The sequence below is a fragment of the Pseudomonas sp. 18173 genome, from assembly GCF_050432945.1.
Lineage (GTDB): Bacteria > Pseudomonadota > Gammaproteobacteria > Pseudomonadales > Pseudomonadaceae > Aquipseudomonas.
Genome location: NZ_JBKFTN010000018.1, coordinates 100,778 through 120,655, shown reverse-complemented (window position 1 = coordinate 120,655; position 19,878 = coordinate 100,778). Strand labels below are relative to the sequence as shown.

The following is a 19,878-nucleotide window of genomic DNA, read 5'->3' as shown; positions in this document are numbered from 1 at the left end:
TGCCTTTCAATTCGTTGGTGACATACGTGGCGAAACCCCCTCCCCAGGGTGAATTCGCCCGCAAAAAAGATGGGCTACGATATCACAGCGACCGCTACGGAACAGCGGTGCCCACAGACAGGGAGGTGCTATGAGTATTCGCAATTGGCCGGCGACGGAACGGCCGCGGGAGAGGTTGCTTGAGCAGGGCTCGGGTAGCCTTTCGGATGCCGAACTGCTGGCGATATTTTTACGGACAGGCGTGGTGGGTAAAAGCGCAGTGGATCTGGCGCGACACCTGTTGCATCAGTTTGGCAGCCTGCGTTCTCTGCTTGAGGCCGATCAGGAAACGTTCAGCAAGCAATTGGGGCTTGGGCCGGCGAAATTCGCCCAACTGCAGGCTGCTCAAGAAATGAGCCGGCGGCATCTGGCCGAGCGTGCGCGCCAAAAGTCGGCGCTGGAGAATCCACAGGCGGTTCGCGAGTACCTCAAGTCGATGCTGCGCCACGAGCCGCATGAGGTGTTTGGTTGCCTGTTTCTCGATTCCAGGCACCAGGTACTGGGGTTTGAGACGCTGTTTCGCGGCTCCATCGACAACACCAGCGTGCATCCGCGAGAGGTGGTCAAGCGCGCCTTGGCCAACAATGCAGCGGCATTGATCCTCTGCCACAACCACCCATCGGGTAACTCCGACCCCAGCCAGGCCGACCGAGTGCTCACCAAGCGCCTGCAAAAGGCGCTGGAGCTGATTGACGTGCGGGTGCTGGATCACTTCATCATCGGTGATGGCGATCCGCTGTCGATGGCTGAGTACGGCTGGATGTGAATGATTCACTGTAGGAGCGAGCTCTGCTCGCGATGGTGGCCGGGGCGCCGCTTTCATTCAGGCAGCCCTCGTCATCGTTGACGTCCATCGCGAGCAGAGCTCGCTCCTACAGGGTTCCAGCCGTTTACTTCAGGTTCACCCTGGAGTAATCCTGCCGACCGAACGGGCTGACCGAGTACCCCTCGACATCCTTGCGGGTCAGCGCAAAGGCCGTCGGGTGGGCCAGGGGTAGCCACAGGGCCTGCTGCTGGATCTGCGCCTGGGCCTGCTCGTAGAGCTTGCTGCGCACACCTTGCTCGCCGGTGGTCTTGCCGGCGCTGATCAGCTTGTCCAGGTCCTGGTTGCAGTAGCGGGCGAAGTTGGTGCCGGACTTGACCGCGGCGCAGGAAAACTGCGGCGTGAGGAAATTGTCCGGGTCGCCGTTATCGCCAGCCCAGCCCATGAACAGCAGGTCATGTTCGCCGGCCTTGGCGCGGCGGATCAGTTCGCCCCATTCGATCACGCGGATTTCGGCCTGAATGCCGATTTCCGCGAGGTCAGACTGCAGCAGTTGAGCGCCGAGGCTTGGGTTGGGGTTGAGCAGGCTACCGGAAGGGCGGGTCCAGATGGTGGTCTGGAAGCCGTCCTTGAGCCCGGCCTTGGCCATCAGTGCCTTGGCTTTTTCGACATCGCGGGGATACCCCGGCAGGCTTTTCGCGTAGCTCCAGGTGTTTGGCGGGTAGGGGCCGTTGGCGGCTTCGGCAGTGCCTTCGAACACGGCCTTGAGATAGTTGGCCTTGTCGAATGCCAGGTTGATCGCCTGGCGCACCTCGGGTTTGTCCAGCGGTGGATGCTGGCTGTTGATGCCGACGAATGCGGTCATGAACGCGTCGGTCTTTTCTACTTTCAGGGTCGGCTCTTTCAGCGCGGCCTGTACGTCCAGCGGCTTGGGCGACAGGGCAATCTGGCATTCGTTGTTACGCAGTTTTTGCAGGCGCACGTTGGCGTCCGGGGTAATGGCGAAGATCAGCGGGTCCACCGAGGGTTTGCCACCGAAGTAGTCAGGGTTGGCTTTGTAGCGAACCGAGGCGTCCTTCTGGAAGCGGGTGAACACGAACGGCCCCGTGCCGATTGGCTGGCTGTTGAGCTTCTCGGGCGTGCCGGCCTTCATCAGTTTGTCGGCGTATTCGGCCGAATAGATCGAGGCGAAACCCATGCTCAGGGTCGCCAGGAAGGTCGAGTCGGCGTGATCGAGGGTGAAGCGCACGGTCTGCGGATCAAGGGCGTCGATCTTCTTGATCAGTGCAGGCAACTGCATCGATTGCGCATGCGGGAAGCCACTCTGGGCGACCTTGTGCCAAGCATTGGCCGGGTCGAGCATGCGGTCGAAGCTGAAAATCACGTCCTCGGCGTTCAGGTCGCGTGTCGGGGTGAAGTACTCCGTTCGATGAAATTTCACCTGCGGGTGCAACTTGAACAGGTAGGTCAGGCCGTCGGGGCTCACTTCCCAGCTGTCGGCGAGGCTGGCGACTACCTTGCCGCTGGCCGTGTCGAAATCCACCAGGCGATTCATCAATACATCGGCCGAGGCATTGGTGGTGGTCAACGAGTTGTACTGCACCACGTCGAACCCTTCGGGGCTGGCCTCGGTACACACGCTCAGGGCGGCGGCAAAGGCCTGTGGGCTCAGCAGAAGCGGGGCGAGCAACAGCGGTAGGGCAGCGAGGCGCATGGTCGGCTTCCTTTACAGATCGAAGGCCCATCTGCAAGTGCAGTCTGGAAAAGGCTTACCCTAGTGGGCTCTTTTGCAAATGACTATCCCCTTTTTCATTTTGAGGTGACTATAGGCGCCTGATATTGCTGTGCCCGCTTGAAAAACCCGCGATTGAGGTGTCTGACAGATTTTCTGCGACGAGCGGTCGCAAGCGCCGACAGCCTTTATCCAAAGCGCTTGAGGCAGGAAAAAACGGGTTTTTATCAGTTCAAGGCACAGCGAATGTTGTTGCTCTCCAGTCTTTCTGGTATAAAGCAGCGCTCTTTTCTAGGGGCCCGGTTCCTTCACTGTAGGTGTAGCCGGTAAGACCTCTAAAGAATCGCGGCGCCTGGCGCCACAATGACTAGAGATTAAGCGGCCAACCCATGCCGGGTTGGGCATGTGGTTTTAGAGGGCTGAGGCATGTCTAGAGTATGTCAAGTTACCGGTAAGGGTCCGGTGACTGGGAATAACATTTCCCACGCAAACAACAAAACCCGTCGTCGTTTCCTGCCGAACCTGCAGCATCACCGCTTCTGGGTTGAAGAAGAGAAACGTTTTGTGCGTCTGCGCGTATCTGCCAAAGGCATGCGCATCATCGACAAGCGTGGCATCAGTGTCGTGCTGGCCGAACTTCGTCGCGATGGCAAGGTTTAAGGGAGCTAATCATGCGTGAATTGATTCGTTTGATTTCGAGCGCCGGTACTGGTCACTTCTACACTACCGACAAGAACAAGCGTACTACTCCGGACAAAATCGAGATCAAGAAATATGATCCGGTTGTTCGCAAGCACGTGATCTACAAGGAAGGCAAAATCAAGTAATTGATTTTTCCCTCTTACGAAAAAGGCCCGTATCGCGAGATACGGGCCTTTTTTGTTGCCTGCGGGTTATGCAGTGCCTGTCAGGACCCCTTCGCGAGCAGGCAACACGAATTGTCAGGCCTTCTGTTCAAACGCCACATAGATCTTGCGGCATGGCTCCAGCACTTCCCAGGTGCCGCGAAAGCGTGCAGGGATCACGAAGCGGTCACCCACACGCAGCGTCTTGGCGTTGCCGTCGAGGTCACGTATCACGGAAACACCCTGCACGATTTCGCAGTATTCGTGTTCGGTGAAGTTCACCGTCCACTGGCCGACAGCCCCTTCCCACACGCCGGCGTTCAATTGGCCGCAAGGGCTGTTGTAGTGGTTGTACACCGCTTGCTCGGGATCACCCTTGAGTACTTTGGTCGGGTCCGGGCGATAGCGCTCGGCGGCGGTGGTGGCCTGGCTGAAGTCGACGATCTTCTGGATGCTCATTGTTGTATTCCCCCGTCATTGCGGTGCGAGTGGTTGATAAGGGCAAAGTCTATGTTTATTAAAATGAACATCGCAAGGCCGTTTGCCGGCGTTATGTCAAATATATTGAAACTTCACCTGCCGCTGGTTTAGGGTGGTGGTTGCCTTGGGCCGACAAGCAGGCTGGCCGGGCAGAATTCCTGACAGCGCCCGCGAAGAACGCGGGTGTCGTATCAATAAGAGGAGGACACTCGCATGACCACCCTGACCCGTGCCGACTGGGAACAACGTGCCCGCGACCTGAAAATCGAAGGCCGCGCCTACATCAATGGCGAATACACCGACGCCGTTTCCGGCGAGACCTTCGAGTGCATCAGTCCGGTCGATGGCCGTCTGCTGGGCAAGATTGCCAGCTGTGACGCCGCCGATGCCCAGCGCGCCGTGGAAAACGCCCGCACCACGTTCAATTCCGGTATCTGGTCGCGCCTGGCACCGACCAAACGCAAATCCACCATGATTCGCTTCGCCGGCCTGCTCAAGCAGCACGCCGAAGAACTGGCCCTGCTTGAAACCCTGGACATGGGCAAGCCGATCAGCGATTCCCTGTACATCGACGTTCCTGGCGCGGCGCAAGCCCTGAGCTGGAGCGGCGAGGCCATCGACAAGATCTACGACGAAGTCGCGGCCACCCCGCACGATCAGCTGGGCCTGGTGACCCGTGAGCCAGTGGGTGTCGTGGGCGCCATCGTGCCGTGGAACTTCCCGCTGATGATGGCCTGCTGGAAACTGGGCCCGGCGCTGTCCACCGGTAACTCGGTGATCCTCAAGCCGTCCGAGAAATCCCCGCTGACCGCCATCCGTATCGCCGAGCTGGCTGTTCAAGCCGGCATCCCGAAAGGCGTGCTGAACGTATTGCCGGGTTACGGTCACACCGTCGGCAAGGCCCTGGCCCTGCACAACGACGTCGATACCCTGGTATTCACCGGCTCGACCAAGATCGCCAAGCAACTGTTGATCTACTCCGGCGAGTCGAACATGAAGCGCGTCTGGCTCGAAGCCGGCGGCAAGAGCCCGAACATCGTGTTCGCCGATGCGCCGAACCTGCAGGATGCTGCCGAAGCCGCTGCTGGTGCCATCGCCTTCAACCAGGGCGAAGTCTGCACTGCCGGTTCGCGCCTGCTGGTGGAGCGTTCGATCAAGGATAAATTCCTGCCACTGGTGATCGAGGCGCTGAAAACCTGGAAGCCGGGCAACCCGCTCGACCCGGCGACCAATGTTGGCGCGCTGGTCGATACCCAGCAGATGAACACCGTACTGTCCTACATCGAGTCCGGTCATGCCGACGGCGCCAGGTTGGTGGCCGGTGGCAAGCGTACGCTCCAGGAAACCGGCGGCACTTACGTTGAACCGACGATTTTCGACGGTGTGAGCAACGCGATGAAAATCGCCCAGGAAGAAATCTTCGGCCCGGTACTGTCGGTCATCGAATTCGACAGCGCCGAAGAAGCCATCGCGATCGCCAACGACACGCCGTACGGCCTGGCCGCCGCGGTCTGGACTGGCGACATTTCCAAGGCGCACCTCACCGCCCGCGCACTGCGTGCCGGTAGCGTGTGGGTCAACCAGTACGACGGCGGCGACATGACCGCGCCGTTCGGTGGCTTCAAGCAGTCCGGCAACGGTCGCGACAAGTCCCTGCACGCGTTCGACAAGTACACCGAGCTGAAGGCGACCTGGATCAAGTTGTAAGCCGTTAAGGGAGGCCTGTTGTAGAGCAGGCCTCCCGAACGACACAGATCCCTTGTGGGAGCGGGCTTTTGTGGTGAGGGGGCTTGCCCCCGTTCGGCTGCGAAGCAGGCGCAAGACCATGGCATGCGGTGTACTTGATACACCGCAGACGCAGGTTTTGGGGCCGCTCCGCGACCCAACGGGGGCAAGCCCCCTCGCCACAAAGGCTCGCTCCCACAATGTTTTGTGTTGTAGATAAAAATATCCACAGGAGCGTGGAACATGCGTTGGGCGACTTATTTCGCCGTTTTGGCATCTGTCCTGAGTGTCGGCCTGGCCCTGGGTGTCAGCATGCCGCTGGTGTCGTTTCGCCTGGAGAGCTGGGGCTACGGCTCGTTTGCCATTGGCGTGATGGCGGCGATGCCGGCCATCGGCGTCCTGTTGGGGGCGAAAATATCCAGTCATCTGGCGGCGCGGTTCGGCACGGCCAATCTGATGCGCCTGTGCCTGTGGGGCGGGGCGGTTTCGATCGGTTTGCTCGCACTGTTGCCGAGCTATCCGGTCTGGTTGGTGCTGCGGCTGATGATCGGGGTGATCCTGACCCTTGTATTCATCATCGGTGAAAGCTGGATCAATCAACTGGTGGTCGAGCAATGGCGCGGGCGGCTGGTGGCGTTGTACGGCAGCAGCTACGCACTGAGTCAGCTGGCAGGGCCGGTATTGCTGGGTTTTCTCGGTACCGGACACGATTATGGCTTTTGGGTGGGTGTCGGCTTGTTGATGGCGGCTCCATTCCTGTTGCTGGGGCGCAGTGGTGCACCGAGCAGCGAGGCCAGCAGCGTGACCTTGAGTGATTTGCTCGCTTTCTGTCGTGGCTTGCCGGCGATTGCCTGGGCGGTGTCATTGTTCGCCGCGTTCGAGGCAATGATTCTGACGCTGTTGCCGGTCTATTGCCTGCGCCAGGGCTTCACCACGGAGATCGCTTTGGCGATGGTCAGTACGGTGGTGGTCGGTGATGCGGTGCTGCAATTGCCGATTGGTGCGTTGGCCGATCGCTTGTCGCGACGCGCGTTGTTCACCGGTTGTGCGGTGGTTTTGCTGATCTCGAGCCTGGCGATTCCGATGCTGATCGACACACTGTTGATCTGGCCATTGTGGGTGCTGTTCGGCGCCAGCGCCGGCGGGTTGTTCACCTTGTCGCTGATCCTGATCGGCGAGCGTTATCGCGACGACGCACTGGTACGTGCCAACGCGCATATTGCCCAGCTGTGGGGGGTTGGTTGTCTGATCGGGCCGTTGCTGGCGGGTGCTGGCAGCCAGTGGATCAGTGGCCATGCGCTGCCGTTGCTGATGGCGGTGGGGGCCTTGGGTGTGCTGATCGTGGTGTCGCGGCAAGGGGCGTTTGGTGCGCTTGCCGAGCCGGCCTAGAGCATTTTCTCCAGGCCAACCGTGTTGCTCAGCCACGCATTGAAGTGCCGCCACCAACTCCCTGGCTCCTTGGTCAGGGTGTGCGCTTTTCCGTCGTCTTCGGTGGTCCAGACGATCTGATCGTTTTCCAGCTTCACCTGGTAACTCAGGGCTGGCGCCATGCCCTGCAGCGCCAGTTCGCGGACCCGTGCGGCCAACTCCGGACTGTCCACCAGCACGCCGACTTCGGTGTTCCACAGCACCGAACGCGGATCGAAATTGAACGAGCCGATAAAGGATTTCTGCTGGTCGAAGATCATCGCCTTGCTGTGCAGGCTGGAGTCGGAGCCGCGAAAGGAGCTAGCGGAAAACAGACGCGGTCCGCTTCCGCCGCCGCCTTCCTCGCCAGGTTGGCGGCGCAATTCGTAAAGTTTCACACCATGTTCCAGCAGCGCCCTGCGATAGGGCGCGTAACCACCGTGTACCGCGGGAACGTCCGTGGCTTCCAGTGAGTTGGTGAGCAATCTCACCGAAACGCCGGCGTCGGCGCGCCCGGTCAGGTACACCAGGCCAGGCTGGCCGGGCACAAAGTAGGCCGAGATCATGATCAGCTCTTTGCTGACATGATCGAGTTCAGGGGCGAGATGCGTGGTCAGCAGCAACTGCGGATCGGGTTCGCCCTTGGCCAGTACCTTGCTCGGCGCATCCCACAAAGCCTGGTTCCAGGCCCAGATCAGCTCGCGGCGCCAGATGTCCAGGCGCGGGTGCGTGGCGAAGGTCATCAGGTGTTTGTAAAGCGCGTGGTCCTGTTTGCGCATCTGCGCCAGGGACTCTTCCAGTCGGGCGCGGGTGTTTTCCAGGTCCTGGGCGGTGGGTTTGCTCGACAGGAATTCGTCGATCGGCTTGCTCAGGGCGCTGTTCCAGTACTGGTCGAAACTGTGCCCGAGTTGCTCGGCAACCGGGCCGACGCTGAGCATGTCGATGTCAGTGAAGTTCATCTTGGTCTCGGCATCGTAATACTCGTCCCCCAGGTTTCGCCCGCCGACGATGGCCATGCTGTTGTCCGCCAGCCACAACTTGTTGTGCATGCGTCGATGCTGTTGTGACAGGTTGAACAGTCGGCCCACGTTACGCGTCACGCCGGTGCTGCGGCCAAGATTCAGCGGATTGAATACGCGGATCTGGATTTTCGGGTGCGCGGCGAGGGTGGCAATGACCCGGTCCAGGCCGTCGCTGGCGGTGTCGTCGAGCAGTACCCGGACCCGCACGCCCCGGTCGGCGGCCTTGAGCAGCTCCTCGATCAACATGCGCGTGCTGATGCCGTCGTGCACGATGTAATACTGCAAGTCGAGACTGCTTTGGGCGTTGCGGATCAGTTCGGCGCGGGCGGTAAAGGCCTCGGTACTGTCCGATAGCAGGCGAAAGCCCGATTGTCCCTTGTAAGGGGCGGCCTGCGCCTGGACCGAGCGGCCGAATGCGGAGTCTGAAGCCGGCAGCGCCTGGCTGGGTTCGCGTCGAACGTCGAAGCTGGAGCAACCGCCCAGGAGCGTGGCGAGCAGCAGAATAGCAAGCAGGGGCTGTCTGACTCTCACGTAGGATCGTTCCGTTTGGCTGCGCAGATAGGCATATGGACGCTGATTCCCGAGTAAAAGTCAGTCGCTGAGCTGATCGGTTTCCGCCAGCAGTTTGATTGCTGTCGCGCCGACCTTGCGCACCGCGTCCTCGATCTGCGGTGTTGGCTTGGCAGCGTAGTTCATGCGCAGGCAATTGCGGTACTTGCCCGAGGCGGAAAAAATGCTGCCCACGGCAATCTGTACGCCCTGGTCGTGCAGCGCGCGATTCAGTTTCAGGGTGTCGAAGCCTTCCGGCAGCTCCACCCACAACATGAAGCTGCCTTGCGGACGACTGGCGCGGGTGCCGGCCGGGAAGTAGCGGGTTACCCAATCGATCATCATGTCGCGATTGCGCTGGTATTGCGTGCGCATTCGCCGCAAATGCGGCTCGAAGTGACCACCTTTTAGGAACTCGGCAATGGCGATCTGCGGTTGTGGCGCGGTGGAACCGGTGCTGATGTATTTCATGTGCAGCACCCGTTCCAGATAGCGCCCCGGCGCGACCCAGCCGATGCGCAGGCCTGGCGCCAGAGTCTTGGAAAACGAACTGCACAGCAGGACACGACCGTCCTCGTCGAAGGATTTGATCGTGCGTGGACGCGGATAGGTGTAGGCCAGCTCGCCATACACATCGTCCTCGATAATCGCTACGTCAAACCGCTGCGCAAGCGTCAACAACGCGCGTTTGCGTGACTCGGGCATGATGTAGCCCAGCGGGTTGTTGCAGTTGGGGGTCAACTGTATGACCTTGATCGGCCACTGCTCCAGGGCCAGTTCCAGCGCTTCGAGACTGATGCCGGTCAGCGGGTCGGTGGGGATTTCCAGGGCTTTCATGCCCAGGCCCTTGAGGGTCTGCATGGCGCCATGGAAGCTCGGCGAGTCCACCGCCACAATGTCCCCCGGCTCGCAAATCGCACGAACGCTGGTGGACAGCGCTTCATGGCATCCAGTGGTGACCACCAGATCACTGGCGCCCAATTGGCAGCCGGAATCGAGCATCAGGCGAGCGATCTGTTCGCGCAGTTCGAGGTTGCCGTGGATGTTGTCGTAATACAGGCCGGGCATGTCCTGTCGCCGGCTGATCCGCGCCAGGTCGCGCAGCAGCGGCTTCATGGTCGGGCTGGTGATGTCCGGCATGCCGCGCCCCAATTGCACCACGTCTTTGCGCGGCACAGCGCGAATCAGTTCCAGTACCTGATCCCATTGAGAGATGTCCACCGGGCGCTGGGCCGGGCGACCGACCGCCGGCAAATCCGGCAGCTCGCGACTGGCGGGAACGAAGTACCCGGACTTGGGCCGGGGCGTGGCCAGCCCGCTGTCTTCCAGTACCCGATAGGCCTGCTGCACCGTGCTCAGGCTGACGCCGTGCTCGACACTCAGCGCCCGTACCGAGGGCAACCGGTCACCGGGGCGATAGAAGCCCTGTTCGATACGCGTGCCGAGCAACTCGGCGAGGTTGACGTAAAGGGTCATGGTGCAGCCTCGATTGGGGTGGTTCGGTAAACCGGTACAGATCAGGCAAAAAATCAGGATTCAGTGGCGGAATCGGCAAATCTGTATGGATTTAATACAGCAGCTTTGAATCTGTAATGCTTTTGCGCGCCCACGCATCATGGAACCTCTGGCTACCCAAGTAAACAGGAGCATCCAAGATGAACGGTTTGAGCGATGTGCGGCTGACGTTACACAGTCAGGAACTGGCGACAGGGCAGAACAACGGCACGCGTGAGGCGGGTATGCGTCATGCGCCGTCCGGCCTGAGTCGCTGGGACCGGTTCTGGCGTCGCCTGCACACGCGCAAGGCGTTGCTGTCGCTGACAGCCGACCAGCTCAAGGACATCGGGCTGACGCGGGAGCAGGCGCGGGAGGAGGGGTTGAAGCCTTTCTGGCGGATCTGAATTTTGCGCTGTTCCTTAGGGCCTCATCGCGGGCAAGCCCGCTCCCACAGGAGTTGCTGGTGTTCACAAGAGTTGTGTTCACCACCGAACCTGTGGGAGCGGGCTTGCCCGCGAAGGCGTCAGAGCTGACACCGACAATCCTTCAGACCAACTCTTTAAGCCGATGCCACAACATCCCCAGCGCCAGCAACGGCGAACGCAAATGCTTGCCGCCGGGGAAGGTGATGTGCGGCACCTTGGCAAACAGATCGAAGCCGCCGCTGTGCTGGCCGCCGATGGCTTCGGCCAGCAGCTTGCCGGCCAGGTGCGTGGCATTCACGCCATGACCGGAGTAGGCCTGGGCGTAGTAGACGTTCGGCTGGTCCTTGAGCCGCCCGATCTGCGGCAGGCGATTGGCGCCGATGCCGATCATTCCGCCCCATTGGTAATCGATCTTCACGGCGCCCAATTGCGGGAAGACATCCAGCATTTTCGGACGCATATACGCCGCGATGTCCTTCGGGTCGCGGCCCGAGTAATGGCAGGCGCCGCCAAACAGCAGGCGCCGGTCCGCCGAGAGCCGGTAGTAGTCCAGCGCCACTCGCTGGTCACAGACCGCCATGTTCTGCGGCAACAAGGCGTGGGCCTGTTCTTCGCTCAGTGGTTCGGTGGCGATGATGTAGCTGCCGGCGGGCAGGACTTTGCCGCTGAGTTCCGGGTTGAGGTTGTTGAGGTAGGCGTTGCAGCCCAGTACCAGGGTTTTGGCGCGTACCGACCCCTCGGCGGTATGGACTTTGACTTCGGGGCCATAGTCGATGCGGGTCACGGCCGACTGCTCGTACAGTTGGACCCCCAGTCGTTGTGCCGCTGCAGCTTCGCCCAAGGCCAGGTTCAGTGGATGCAGGTGCCCCGAACCCATGTCGATCAGGCCGCCGACGTAACGCGTGGAGCCGACCACGGTGTGCATCTCGTGGGCTTGCAGCAAACGGGTCTCGTAGCGATAACCCAGGCTGCGCAGTTCTTCGGCATCCTCGGCGAAACCTTCCAGGTCACGGGGTTTGTTGGCGAGGTCGCAGTAACCCCAGGTCAGGTCACAGGGGATCTGGAAGCGCTCGACCCGTTGCCGGACGATTTCCACCGCTTCCAGGCCCATGAGTTTCATTTGCCGGACACCTTCGACACCGATGACGTTGGTGAACTGATCGAGGCCGTGACCGACGCCGCGAATCAGCTGCCCGCCATTGCGTCCACTGGCGCCCCAGCCGATTCGACGGGCTTCGAGCAACACCACACTGAGGCCGCGCTCGGCCAGCTCAAGCGCCGTGTTCAACCCGGAAAAACCGCCGCCAACCACGCAGACATCGGCCAGCACTTCACCTTTGAGCGCCGCAAGCTTGGGCTGCGGCAGACTGCTGGCGGCGTAGTAGGAGGCGATGTGGTCCGGAGCAGGCTGTTGAGCACGGGCAGTCATGTGCGTGGTCCTGATTCTTGCGTTTAGAAAATTTGACGGAGCATAAGCCGGACCCTCCCGGACGGGCAACATTGGTCGGCTGGTGCTGTCTGGATCGGGGCTTTTGCGTCAGAATCGCGCTCTCTTCCGCTTTTGGTCACCGCTGCAATGAGCTGCAACAGCCAGACAATTCGCACATTGCGACAGCAGATTCCCTCGTTCGAGTGTGTTCCCGGCTGCCATGACTGCTGCGGGCCGGTGACCACCTCGCCCGAAGAAATGTCGCGTCTGCCGCGCAAGACCCGCGCCGAGCAGGATGCCGCCATGGAAGAACTCAACTGTGTGCACCTTGGGCCCAATGGCTGCACGGTGTATGACGAGCGGCCGCTGATCTGCCGGTTGTTCGGTACCACCAGGACCTTGCCGTGTCCCAACGGGCGCGGGCCGGTGGAGTTGATTCATCCGCAGGTGGAGAAGCAGGTGTTCGAGTACATGGCATCGAACCGGCAGGTGTTGGTCTAGCTGGACCGGGTTGCCGCTTTCGCGAGCAGGCTCGCTCCCACAGGGGAATTGCGTCGATCACAAATCCAGTGTGGGAGCAGGCTTGCTCGCGAAAGCGGCCGAATAGACACCGCAAATCTCAATCCGGAATCGGCAACGTCAGGCTTTCTTTCACTTCTTCCATCACGATGTAACTCTTGGACTCGCGCACATGGGGCAGCTTGAGCAGGATGTCGCCCAGCAATTTGCGGTACGAGGCCATCTCGGAAATCCGCGCCTTCACCAGGTAGTCGAAATCCCCTGACACCAGATGACACTCCAGCACATGGGGCAATTTCAGCACCGCACGTCGGAACTCTTCGAAAGTATCGCCGGATTTGTAATCCAGGCTGATCTCGACGAACACCAGCAAACTACCCTTCAGGTGTTGCGGATTGAGCCTGGCGTTGTAGCCCATGATGATCCCTTCGCGCTCCAGACGCCGGACCCGCTCAGTACAGGGCGTGGTCGAGAGCCCGACCTTCTCCCCAAGCTCGGTAAAGGAAATCCGCCCGTCCGCTTGCAGGATCCGCAGGATGTTGCGGTCGATCTTGTCCAGCTCACGTTTGGTCTGAGTGTTGGTACGCATAGGGGATGCGCCTCCGTGAAAAGGGTTTTTGCCGAGAATTGTCGCCAAATATAGGCGCTTATATAGTGAAAAGCACTGGCAAATCTTTTTTACACTGCGCGCATCTGAAGCTCTGAACAACAAACGTCAGCGGTTAGCCGCGATGAGGGATATGAAAATGCGCGTCATGGTCTTGGGTAGCGGCGTCATCGGTACCACCAGTGCTTATTATCTGGCCCGTGCCGGGTTTGAAGTGGTGGTGGTGGACCGGCAGCCGGCTGCTGCCATGGAGACCAGCTTCGCCAACGCAGGCCAGGTTTCGCCGGGTTATGCCTCGCCGTGGGCCGCGCCGGGTGTGCCGCTCAAGGCCATCAAGTGGCTGTTGCAGCGCCATGCGCCCCTGGCAATCAAGGCCACAGCCGACATCGACCAGTACCTGTGGATGGCACAGATGCTGCGCAACTGCACCGCCAGCCGTTATGCGGTGAACAAGGAGCGCATGGTCCGTCTGTCCGAGTACAGCCGTGACTGCCTCGACGAACTGCGCGCCGAAACCGGTATTGCCTACGAAGGCCGCAGCCTCGGCACCACCCAACTGTTCCGTACCCAGGCCCAGCTCGACGGCGCGGCGAAAGACATCGCCGTGCTGAAAGAGTCCGGCGTGCCGTTCGAACTGCTCGATCGCGAGGGCATTGCCCGCGTTGAACCGGCGCTGGCCAGCGTCACCGACATCCTCGCCGGTGCCCTGCGCCTGCCGAACGACCAGACTGGCGACTGCCAGATGTTCACCACCAAGCTCGCCGAGATGGCCGCGAACCTCGGTGTGCAATTTCGTTTCGACCAGGACATTCAGCGCCTCGACTTCGCCGGTGACCGCATCAACGGCGTGTGGATCGACGGCAAGCTGGAAACCGCCGATCGCTACGTGCTGGCCCTCGGCAGCTATTCGCCGCAGTTGCTCAAGCCGCTGGGGATCAAGGCACCGGTGTACCCGCTCAAGGGCTACTCCCTGACCGTGCCGATTACCAACCCGGCGATGGCCCCGACCTCGACCATTCTCGACGAGACCTACAAGGTCGCGATCACCCGTTTCGACAACCGTATCCGCGTCGGCGGCATGGCTGAAATTGCCGGTTTTGACCTGTCGCTGAACCCGCGTCGACGCGAAACCCTGGAGATGATCGTCAACGATCTTTATCCTCAGGGCGGCGATCTGGCCCAGGCCAGCTTCTGGACCGGCCTGCGTCCGACTACGCCGGATGGCACCCCGATTGTCGGTGCCACCCCGTTCAAGAACCTGTTCCTGAACACCGGTCACGGCACGCTGGGCTGGACCATGGCCTGTGGCTCCGGTCGCTTGCTGGCGGACCTGATGGCGAAGAAAAAGCCGCAGATCAGCGCCGAAGGCCTCGATATTTCCCGTTATGGCAACAAAACCCAGGAGTCTGCAAAGCATGTCAGTCCAGCGCCAGCTCACCAGTGAGTGCATGAGCTGTTGGTTGTAACCGCTTTGTCCGAAGCCTGCCAGAAAAAATCCCTCTCCCGGTGCTGTTGGCGGTTAACGCTGTCAGCCAGCACCGGTTTTTCTTCCCGATAAACCGACCAGAAGTCTGCCGCCATGCGTCCTGCCCGTGCCCTGATCGACCTTCAAGCCCTGCGTCACAACTACCGGATCGCCCGTGAACTCACGGGGGCCAAAGCCCTTGCAGTGATCAAGGCCGATGCCTATGGCCATGGCGCGGTACGTTGCGCCCAGGCGCTGGAGGCCGAGGCGGACGGGTTTGCCGTGGCCTGTATCGAAGAGGCATTGGAGCTGCGGGCGGCGGGTATTCGTGCGCCAATCCTGCTGCTGGAGGGTTTTTTCGAAGCCGACGAGCTGGCGCTGATCGTCGAGCATGATTTCTGGTGCGTGGTGCATTCGTTGTGGCAGCTCGAAGCCATCGAAAAAGCCGCGGTGAGCAAGCCAATCACCGTGTGGCTCAAGCTTGATTCGGGCATGCATCGCGTGGGGCTGCACCCGGCGGATTATCAAGCGGCCTATCAACGGCTGCTGGCCAGCGGCAAGGTCGCGAAAGTGGTGCTGATGAGCCACTTTGCACGTGCCGACGAACTGCACGAACAGGCCAGCACCGAACAGGTGGCGGTATTCGAAGCGGCCCGCAAGGGCTTGTCCGCCGAGGTCAGCCTGCGTAACTCGCCGGCGGTGCTCGGTTGGCCGCAGATTCCGAGCGATTGGGTACGTCCGGGCATCATGCTCTATGGCGCCACGCCGTTCGAAGAGGCCAATGAAGTGGCCGCACGCCTGCAGCCGGTGATGACCCTTGAGTCGAAAGTGATCAGTGTCCGCGAACTGCCTGCCGGCGAGCCAGTCGGTTACGGCGCCAGGTTCATCACGCCAAAACCGATGCGTATTGGTGTGGTGGCCATGGGTTACGCCGACGGCTACCCGCGTCTGGCACCGACCGGCACCCCCGTGCTGGTTGCCGGGCAACGCAGCCAGTTGATCGGCCGGGTTTCGATGGACATGCTCTGCATCGACCTGACCGATGTGCCGCAAGCCGGTCTTGGTTCGACCGTCGAGTTGTGGGGCAAAAACATCCTCGCCAGTGATGTAGCCATGGCCGCCGGCACGATTCCCTACCAGATTTTCTGCAACCTGCGCCGAGTGCCACTGCTCTATTCCGGGGCTTAGTGCGCAAGGCTGCAGACCGGAAGTCGCCTCGCTGAGCAGGATTCAGGTCAAGGTGTTGTAAATACTGAACGCTGTCGCCATGATAACGCTCACTATTCCAACATTCCTGAATCCTGGAGGCGCAAGCTTTGGACGTCGGTGAACGACTGCAATCCATCCGTAGGCTCAAAGGCCTTTCCCAGCGTGAGCTCGCCAAACGGGCGGGGGTCACCAACAGCACGATTTCGATGATCGAAAAGAACAGCGTGAGCCCTTCGATCAGTTCGCTGCGTAAAGTGCTGGGCGGGATTCCCATGTCCATGGTCGAGTTCTTTTCCGAAGAAATCCTGCAGGAAAAACCGACTCAGATCGTCTACAAGGCCAATGAGCTGATCGACATTTCCGATGGCGCCGTGACCATGAAACTGGTCGGCCGGGCGCATCCGAGCCGGGCTATCGCATTCCTCAATGAAATCTACCCGCCTGGCGCCGACACCGGTGACGAGATGCTCACCCATGAAGGTGAGGAAACCGGCATCCTGGTCGAAGGAAAACTGGAACTGGTGGTCGGTCTCGAAACTTTTGTGCTCGAAGCCGGCGATAGCTACTACTTTGAAAGTACCAAGCCACACCGTTTCCGAAATCCGTTCGATGCGCCTGCGCGACTAATCAGCGCAGCCACGCCGGCGAATTTCTAAGAAAAGAGGCGTCCTGCCAGCATCGTAGAGGCGCCCGGGCCGTTTTTCCGCCGCAGCCTAAGACCCTTGTGACTTTGGGGTTGTTTCAGTGCGACGGGCTTACCGCTATACTTGCGCCCGCCTGCGAACCGTGGCCGTAGGCGTGACTAGCCACCATTGAGGGTGAACGCGTGAACCTAATTATGAAAATGCTGGCTGCACCAGCAACCGTACTGGCCCTATGGGCTGTCAGTGTCAGCGCTCAAGCTGCGACCAACGACGATATCGCCAAACGCCTTGAACCGGTCGGTCAGGTCTGTGTTCAGGGTAAAGAGTGCAAGGGCATGGAAGTGGCGACTGCCGCTGGCGGCGGCGGTGGTGCGAAAACCCCGGATGAAGTGATTGCAAAACATTGCAACGCTTGCCACGGTTCAGGCTTGTTGGGCGCACCGAAAATCGGTGATGCCGCCGCCTGGAAAGACCGCGCCGATCACCAGGGCGGCCTCGACGGCATCCTGGCCAAAGCCATTACCGGTATCAACTCGATGCCGCCTAAAGGCACCTGCGCCGACTGCTCCGATGCCGAGCTCAAAGGCGCCATCCAGAAGATGTCCGGCTTGAAATAAGCCTGAGTCTTCCTGCTGAAAAGCCGCTTTCGAGCGGCTTTTTTGTGCTCGCGATCTCACGCCGCTGATCCCTGTAGGTGCGAGCTCGCTCGCGAAGAACCTGAGGGCACCGCGGGGTGCCAGGTTTCCAGCGTTATCGTTGACGACCATCGCGAGCGAGCTCGCTCCTACAGGTTTTTGTGGCAGCCGATAGGTATTAACAGGCTGTTCATTGCAGCAAATCCCCGGCAAGCTCGGTCCAGGCCCAAGTCATGGAAAGTGAGGGAGGATCCGATGGTTCAGCTGTGCTCTATCGAACAGGCAGTCGATGACGTCTTGGCACGGTTGCCGGCGCATATCCACATGGGCTTGCCTCTGGGGTTGGGCAAACCCAATCACTTCGTCAACGCGCTGTATCAACGCATCGCACAGTTGCCCGAGCGCCAGCTGACGATCTATACCGCGTTGTGCCTGGGGCGTCCGCCCTTGGGCGATGGTTTGCAAAAGCGCTTCCTCGAACCCTTTGTCGAACGGGTTTTCGGCGATTATCCGGAGCTGGAATTTCTCGCCGACCTGCGTCGCGATGGCCTGCCGGGCAACATTCACATCCAGCAGTTCTTCATGCAGCCTGGCAGTCTGCTCAACAGTGCCACTGCGCAACAGGACTACGTCAGCAGCAATTACAGCCATGCGGCCCGTGACATCAACGCTGCCGGGTTGAACCTTGTGGCGCAGTTGGTGGCCAGTCATGCCGAGCATCCCGATCGCTTGAGCCTGAGTTGCAACCCGGACATCACCCTCGACCTGTTGCCGATGATCGCCAGGCGCCGTGCTGCCGGTGAAACCATCCTCATGGTCGGCCAGGTGCACAACGACCTGCCTTACATGCCCGGCGATGCGGAACTCGATATCGACGCCTTCGACCTGCTGATCGATCAGAAGGACAACACCACGCTGTTTTCCACGCCGAACATGCCGGTGGGGTTTCAGGACCATTTCATTGGCCTGCACGCCAGCACCCTGGTGCGCGATGGCGGCACCTTGCAGATCGGCATCGGTTCCATGGGCGATGCGCTGACGGCGGCGCTGCTGGCGCGACAAGCCGACAACGACGGTTACAGGGCGTTGCTGGCCGAGGTAAACCTCAGTCAGTGGGCGCAACTGATCGAGCGTGAAGGCGGCATCGAACCCTTCGCCAAAGGCCTGTATGGCTGCAGCGAAATGTTCGTTAACGGCTTATTGGTATTGGCGGATGCCGGGATCGTGCGGCGCAAGGTTTACCCGGACGTGGCGACCCAACTGCAGGCGAATGCCGGCACCCTGGATGAGGCCGCACAAACCGATGGCATTTCTGTGCATGGCGGCTTCTTTCTCGGCCCGCGTACCTACTACGAACGCTTGCGCGAATTAGCGCAAAGCAAGCGGGTCGAATTCAACATGACCCGCATCAGCTACATCAACGAGCTCTACGGCCAGGAAGAACTCAAGCGCTTGCAGCGCATGGATGCGCGGTTCATCAACACTGCGTTCACCGTGACCTTGCTCGGTGCTGCGGTGGCGGATCAGCTCGAAGACGGGCGTGTGCTCAGCGGCGTAGGCGGGCAATACAACTTCGTCGTACAGGGCCATGCGCTGCAAGGCGCGCGCTCGGTGTTGCTGCTGCGCAGCTGGCGCGAGTCTGGCGGCGACGTCAGTTCGAATATCGTCTGGGAGTATGGTCACTGCACCATTCCCCGGCATTTGCGCGACATCGTGATCACCGAATACGGCATCGCCGATCTTCGCGGCAAAACCGATGCGGCAGTGATCGAGGCCTTGCTCAACATCAGCGACTCGCGCTTTCAGCCGGGGTTGATCGAGCAGGCGCAGAAAGTCGGCAAATTGCCCAAGGACTTTCGCCTCGATCCACGCTTTGCCGATAACAGTCCGCAACGCTTGCAGGAGATTCAGGCGCGGCATCCGCAGCTGTTTCCGGAGTATCCGCTGGGCTGCGACTTCACCGAGGTCGAGCGCGATCTGTTACGGGCACTGAACTGGCTAAAGAGCAAGTTCAAGCTCAGTGAGGTGCTGGAATTGGGCAAGGCAGCGCTGGATGCGCCGCAGGCTTCGCTGTACCCGGAGCATTTGGAGCGTATGCAGCTCACCAACCCGGAAGGCCTGAAGGAAGACCTGTTTCAGCGGTTGCTGCTCACTGGCCTGAAGGCCACCGCGCAATAAAAGCCAACACAAAACAAATGTGGGAGCGGGCTTGCTCGCGAAGGCGGTGTGTCAGTCAAAGTTGATGTCGACTGACACACCGCCTTCGCGAGCAAGCCCGCTCCCACACTGGTTTATGCGGTGTGGCGGATCAGTCGATAAAGGTCACAACACCACCGGCCAGCGACTTCACGCGAGCCAGCGACTCAACGCGATAACCCTGCGCATCCAGCTCCGCACGGCCGCCCTGGAACGACTTCTCGATCACGATGCCCAGGCCCGCCACGGTGGCGCCGGCCTGTTTGATGATCGAAATCAGTGCCTGGGACGCCTTGCCGTTGGCCAGGAAGTCATCGATGATCAGCACGCGGTCGCTGCTGGTCAGGTGACGTGGAGAGATGGCCACGGTGCTTTCGGTCTGCTTGGTGAATGAGTACACGGTCGCCGACAGCAGGTTTTCGGTCAGGGTCAGGGACTGGTGCTTGCGGGCGAAAATCACCGGCACGCCGAGGTTCAGGCCAGTCATGATCGCCGGGGCGATGCCCGAGGCTTCGATGGTGACGATCTTGGTGATGCCCGAATCCTTGAACAGCGTGGCGAATTCGTCGCCGATCAGCTTCATCAGGGCCGGGTCGATCTGGTGGTTCAGAAAGGCGTCGACCTTCAGGACCTGATCGGAAAGCACGATGCCTTGTTCGCGAATTTTCTGCTGCAGTGCTTCCATGAAGC

Annotated in this window: 19 protein-coding genes; 12 read left to right on the top strand and 7 right to left on the bottom strand. The window is 60.4% G+C overall.

The window, feature by feature from the left end; translation table 11 throughout:
• Nucleotides 1-130: 130 nt before the first annotated feature.
• Nucleotides 131-805, top strand: a complete 675-nt coding sequence (gene radC / locus ACLD1X_RS20335) for a RadC family protein (RefSeq protein WP_429370686.1) — start codon at nt 131-133, stop codon at nt 803-805.
• Nucleotides 806-929: 124 nt separating this feature from the next.
• Here the strand turns inward: radC and ACLD1X_RS20330 are convergent, their stop codons facing one another.
• Nucleotides 930-2,516 carry an ABC transporter substrate-binding protein gene (locus ACLD1X_RS20330; RefSeq protein ID WP_429370684.1) on the bottom strand — a complete coding sequence of 529 codons (1,587 nt, stop codon included), beginning with the start codon at nt 2,514-2,516 and terminating at the stop codon, nt 930-932.
• Nucleotides 2,517-2,960: 444 nt separating this feature from the next.
• Here ACLD1X_RS20330 and rpmB point away from each other — a divergent pair, with 444 nt between their 5' ends.
• Together rpmB and rpmG are read left to right on the top strand one after the other, a co-directional pair.
• A complete protein-coding gene (gene rpmB, locus ACLD1X_RS20325; protein ID WP_003177273.1) occupies nt 2,961-3,194 on the top strand; it encodes a 50S ribosomal protein L28 in 234 nt (77 codons plus the stop codon).
• An 11-nt stretch (nt 3,195-3,205) separates the two neighbouring features.
• The gene (gene rpmG, locus ACLD1X_RS20320) at nt 3,206-3,361 is read left to right on the top strand and encodes a 50S ribosomal protein L33 (protein WP_003177274.1); all 156 of its coding nucleotides are present in this window, start codon (nt 3,206-3,208) and stop codon (nt 3,359-3,361) included.
• 114 nt (nt 3,362-3,475) lie between these two features.
• Here the strand turns inward: rpmG and ACLD1X_RS20315 are convergent, their stop codons facing one another.
• Nucleotides 3,476-3,838, bottom strand: coding sequence for a cupin domain-containing protein (locus ACLD1X_RS20315; protein WP_429370681.1), 363 nt, complete (start codon nt 3,836-3,838; stop codon nt 3,476-3,478).
• A gap of 234 nt (nt 3,839-4,072) precedes the next feature.
• On the opposite strand from ACLD1X_RS20315, the gene ACLD1X_RS20310 reads away from it, so the two are divergent.
• Together ACLD1X_RS20310 and ACLD1X_RS20305 are read left to right on the top strand one after the other, a co-directional pair.
• Complete coding sequence (locus ACLD1X_RS20310) at nt 4,073-5,566, top strand: aldehyde dehydrogenase (protein WP_429370679.1); 1,494 nt, start codon at nt 4,073-4,075, stop codon at nt 5,564-5,566.
• 261 nt (nt 5,567-5,827) lie between these two features.
• Nucleotides 5,828-6,973, top strand: a complete 1,146-nt coding sequence (locus ACLD1X_RS20305; RefSeq protein ID WP_429370677.1) for an MFS transporter — start codon at nt 5,828-5,830, stop codon at nt 6,971-6,973.
• Here ACLD1X_RS20305 and ACLD1X_RS20300 read toward each other — a convergent pair.
• Together ACLD1X_RS20300 and ACLD1X_RS20295 are read right to left on the bottom strand one after the other, a co-directional pair.
• Nucleotides 6,970-8,544 (bottom strand): phospholipase D family protein, encoded by a 1,575-nt coding sequence (locus tag ACLD1X_RS20300; RefSeq protein ID WP_429370675.1) that lies wholly within the window; start codon nt 8,542-8,544, stop codon nt 6,970-6,972. The two genes, ACLD1X_RS20305 and ACLD1X_RS20300, sit on opposite strands and share 4 nt — an antisense overlap.
• A gap of 60 nt (nt 8,545-8,604) precedes the next feature.
• On the bottom strand, nt 8,605-10,038 hold the full coding sequence (locus tag ACLD1X_RS20295) for a PLP-dependent aminotransferase family protein (RefSeq protein ID WP_429370673.1): 1,434 nt from the start codon (nt 10,036-10,038) through the stop codon (nt 8,605-8,607).
• A gap of 179 nt (nt 10,039-10,217) precedes the next feature.
• Here ACLD1X_RS20295 and ACLD1X_RS20290 point away from each other — a divergent pair, with 179 nt between their 5' ends.
• A complete protein-coding gene (locus ACLD1X_RS20290; protein ID WP_429370671.1) occupies nt 10,218-10,463 on the top strand; it encodes a DUF1127 domain-containing protein in 246 nt (81 codons plus the stop codon).
• Between the two features lie 142 nt (nt 10,464-10,605).
• On the opposite strand, the gene ACLD1X_RS20285 is transcribed toward ACLD1X_RS20290, so the two are convergent.
• Nucleotides 10,606-11,913 (bottom strand): FAD-dependent oxidoreductase, encoded by a 1,308-nt coding sequence (locus ACLD1X_RS20285; RefSeq protein ID WP_429370669.1) that lies wholly within the window; start codon nt 11,911-11,913, stop codon nt 10,606-10,608.
• A 147-nt stretch (nt 11,914-12,060) separates the two neighbouring features.
• On the opposite strand from ACLD1X_RS20285, the gene ACLD1X_RS20280 reads away from it, so the two are divergent.
• A complete protein-coding gene (locus ACLD1X_RS20280) occupies nt 12,061-12,414 on the top strand; it encodes a YkgJ family cysteine cluster protein (protein ID WP_429370667.1) in 354 nt (117 codons plus the stop codon).
• A 118-nt stretch (nt 12,415-12,532) separates the two neighbouring features.
• Here the strand turns inward: ACLD1X_RS20280 and ACLD1X_RS20275 are convergent, their stop codons facing one another.
• On the bottom strand, nt 12,533-13,021 hold the full coding sequence (locus ACLD1X_RS20275) for an Lrp/AsnC ligand binding domain-containing protein (RefSeq protein ID WP_007975155.1): 489 nt from the start codon (nt 13,019-13,021) through the stop codon (nt 12,533-12,535).
• 157 nt (nt 13,022-13,178) lie between these two features.
• Here ACLD1X_RS20275 and dadA point away from each other — a divergent pair, with 157 nt between their 5' ends.
• The 5 genes from dadA to ACLD1X_RS20250 all read left to right on the top strand — a co-directional run bounded on the left by dadA (nt 13,179) and on the right by ACLD1X_RS20250 (nt 19,170).
• The gene (gene dadA / locus ACLD1X_RS20270; RefSeq protein ID WP_429370664.1) at nt 13,179-14,483 is read left to right on the top strand and encodes a D-amino acid dehydrogenase; all 1,305 of its coding nucleotides are present in this window, start codon (nt 13,179-13,181) and stop codon (nt 14,481-14,483) included.
• Nucleotides 14,484-14,618: 135 nt separating this feature from the next.
• Entirely contained in the window at nt 14,619-15,692 is a 1,074-nt protein-coding gene (gene alr / locus ACLD1X_RS20265) for an alanine racemase (protein WP_429370662.1), read from the top strand.
• A 128-nt stretch (nt 15,693-15,820) separates the two neighbouring features.
• Complete coding sequence (locus ACLD1X_RS20260) at nt 15,821-16,369, top strand: cupin domain-containing protein (protein WP_007975150.1); 549 nt, start codon at nt 15,821-15,823, stop codon at nt 16,367-16,369.
• A gap of 182 nt (nt 16,370-16,551) precedes the next feature.
• Entirely contained in the window at nt 16,552-16,974 is a 423-nt protein-coding gene (locus tag ACLD1X_RS20255) for a c-type cytochrome (protein ID WP_046038983.1), read from the top strand.
• A 273-nt stretch (nt 16,975-17,247) separates the two neighbouring features.
• A complete protein-coding gene (locus ACLD1X_RS20250; RefSeq protein WP_429370660.1) occupies nt 17,248-19,170 on the top strand; it encodes an acetyl-CoA hydrolase/transferase C-terminal domain-containing protein in 1,923 nt (640 codons plus the stop codon).
• Nucleotides 19,171-19,300: 130 nt separating this feature from the next.
• Here the strand turns inward: ACLD1X_RS20250 and ACLD1X_RS20245 are convergent, their stop codons facing one another.
• A complete protein-coding gene (locus tag ACLD1X_RS20245) occupies nt 19,301-19,873 on the bottom strand; it encodes a xanthine phosphoribosyltransferase (RefSeq protein ID WP_429370658.1) in 573 nt (190 codons plus the stop codon).
• Nucleotides 19,874-19,878: the final 5 nt, after the last annotated feature.

Coding starts and splice junctions, on each gene's coding strand:
- ACLD1X_RS20305 (WP_429370677.1), top strand. CDS start 5,828: ATGCGTTGGGCGACTTATTTCGCCGTTTTGGCATCTGTCCTGAGTGTC.
- dadA (WP_429370664.1), top strand. CDS start 13,179: ATGCGCGTCATGGTCTTGGGTAGCGGCGTCATCGGTACCACCAGTGCT.
- ACLD1X_RS20285 (WP_429370669.1), bottom strand. CDS start 11,913: ATGACTGCCCGTGCTCAACAGCCTGCTCCGGACCACATCGCCTCCTAC.
- ACLD1X_RS20280 (WP_429370667.1), top strand. CDS start 12,061: ATGAGCTGCAACAGCCAGACAATTCGCACATTGCGACAGCAGATTCCC.
- ACLD1X_RS20310 (WP_429370679.1), top strand. CDS start 4,073: ATGACCACCCTGACCCGTGCCGACTGGGAACAACGTGCCCGCGACCTG.
- rpmG (WP_003177274.1), top strand. CDS start 3,206: ATGCGTGAATTGATTCGTTTGATTTCGAGCGCCGGTACTGGTCACTTC.
- ACLD1X_RS20275 (WP_007975155.1), bottom strand. CDS start 13,021: ATGCGTACCAACACTCAGACCAAACGTGAGCTGGACAAGATCGACCGC.
- alr (WP_429370662.1), top strand. CDS start 14,619: ATGCGTCCTGCCCGTGCCCTGATCGACCTTCAAGCCCTGCGTCACAAC.
- ACLD1X_RS20315 (WP_429370681.1), bottom strand. CDS start 3,838: ATGAGCATCCAGAAGATCGTCGACTTCAGCCAGGCCACCACCGCCGCC.
- rpmB (WP_003177273.1), top strand. CDS start 2,961: ATGTCTAGAGTATGTCAAGTTACCGGTAAGGGTCCGGTGACTGGGAAT.
- ACLD1X_RS20295 (WP_429370673.1), bottom strand. CDS start 10,038: ATGACCCTTTACGTCAACCTCGCCGAGTTGCTCGGCACGCGTATCGAA.
- ACLD1X_RS20250 (WP_429370660.1), top strand. CDS start 17,248: ATGGTTCAGCTGTGCTCTATCGAACAGGCAGTCGATGACGTCTTGGCA.
- ACLD1X_RS20330 (WP_429370684.1), bottom strand. CDS start 2,516: ATGCGCCTCGCTGCCCTACCGCTGTTGCTCGCCCCGCTTCTGCTGAGC.
- radC (WP_429370686.1), top strand. CDS start 131: ATGAGTATTCGCAATTGGCCGGCGACGGAACGGCCGCGGGAGAGGTTG.
- ACLD1X_RS20255 (WP_046038983.1), top strand. CDS start 16,552: ATGAAAATGCTGGCTGCACCAGCAACCGTACTGGCCCTATGGGCTGTC.
- ACLD1X_RS20290 (WP_429370671.1), top strand. CDS start 10,218: ATGAACGGTTTGAGCGATGTGCGGCTGACGTTACACAGTCAGGAACTG.
- ACLD1X_RS20245 (WP_429370658.1), bottom strand. CDS start 19,873: ATGGAAGCACTGCAGCAGAAAATTCGCGAACAAGGCATCGTGCTTTCC.